Annotated in this window: 1 protein-coding gene; it reads left to right on the forward strand. The window is 64.3% G+C overall.

The window, feature by feature from the left end; all coding sequences use genetic code 11:
* Positions 1 to 141 precede the first annotated feature (141 nt).
* Positions 142 to 1,389, forward strand: coding sequence for an IS256 family transposase (locus G6039_RS30085; protein WP_006946287.1), 1,248 nt, complete (start codon positions 142 to 144; stop codon positions 1,387 to 1,389).
* Positions 1,390 to 1,463: the final 74 nt, after the last annotated feature.

Below are 1,463 nucleotides of genomic sequence, written 5' to 3' on the forward strand. Positions count from 1 at the left end.
GGGTAAGTCCCGGGGAGTGGTGGGAATCGGCTGAGGGCATCGGTCCAGGTCCGCGGCGTGTCGTTCCCGCTCTGCGGGTGGGCCATCGCGTAGTGATCAACGAGTTACCTCTCACAGTGACTCACAGAAAGCAGCCACGCGATGACCCACGACCATTCTGCACTGCTCGCCCAGCTCGACGCGCTCAAGGGCGCCGACAGCGCCAGCGTGTTCGCCGAACTGATCCGCACCGGCCTGCAGGCTCTGATCGAAGCCGAGGCCACCGACAAGCTCGGTGCCGGCCGCTACGAACGCACCGACACCCGGATAACGCACCGCAACGGACATCGAACGAAGACCGTGGCCACCACCAGCGGCGATGTGGAGGTCAAGATCCCCAAACTACGGTCAGGATCGTTCTTCCCGTCGCTGCTGGAACGCCGCCGCCGGATCGACAAGGCGCTGTACGCGGTGGTGATGGAAGCGTATGTGCACGGCGTATCGACCCGCAGCGTCGACGACCTGGTCGGCGCGTTGGGTGTCGGATCCGGGATCTCGAAGTCGGAGGTGTCACGGATCTGCGCCGGCCTCGATGCCGAGATCGCCCGGTTCCGGGAGCGCACGCTGACGCACACGAGCTTTCCGTACGTGTTCCTCGACGCGACGTTCTGCAAGGTTCGGGTCGGTGCACACGTGGTCTCGCAGGCGCTGGTGGTGGCCACCGGAGTGTCGATCGACGGTACCCGCGAAGTGTTGGGCACCGCGGTCGGCGACAGTGAATCCTTCGAATTCTGGCGTGAGTTCCTCACCAGCCTCAAGGCCCGGGGTCTGTCGGGGGTGCATCTGGTGATCTCCGACGCCCATAGTGGGCTCAAAGCCGCTGTGATGCAGCAGTTCGCGGGATCGTCGTGGCAGCGATGCCGGGTGCATTTCATGCGCAACATCCGAGCAGCTGTGGCGGCCAAGCATGTGCCGCCGGTGATGGCCGCGGTCAAGACGATCTTCGCGCACACCGATCCGGTCGAGGTCGCCGCGCAGTGGGATCAGGTCACCGACACCTTCTCCGGGTCGTTTCCGAAGGTCGCGGCGTTGATGGAGGCCGCCAAGCACGATGTGTTGGCGTTCACCGCGTTCCCGAAGGCGCACTGGCAGAAGATCTGGTCCAACAATCCCATCGAGCGGCTCAACAAGGAAATCAAGCGTCGAGCCGATGTCGTGGAGATCTTCCCGAACCCGGCGGCATTCCTACGGTTGGCGACCGCGGTGGTCATCGAGCAGCACGACGAGTGGCAGGTCACCCGCCGGTATGTCTCGGATGTGAGCATGGACGAGCTCCGGGCGGTGATCGCCGCCAAGCAGCACGCTACCGAACCAGCGTTGTCGTTGACCGGCCCGAGCGAAACAGCATAGTATTCACCGCGACTCGTTGATCACCGCGCATACCGCGAGCCGATCCGAAGTCCACCACTCCACGGGGCACTATC

Origin of the sequence: Rhodococcus aetherivorans (assembly GCF_011058165.1) — a bacterium.
Classification (GTDB): Bacteria; Actinomycetota; Actinomycetes; order Mycobacteriales; family Mycobacteriaceae; genus Rhodococcus; species Rhodococcus aetherivorans.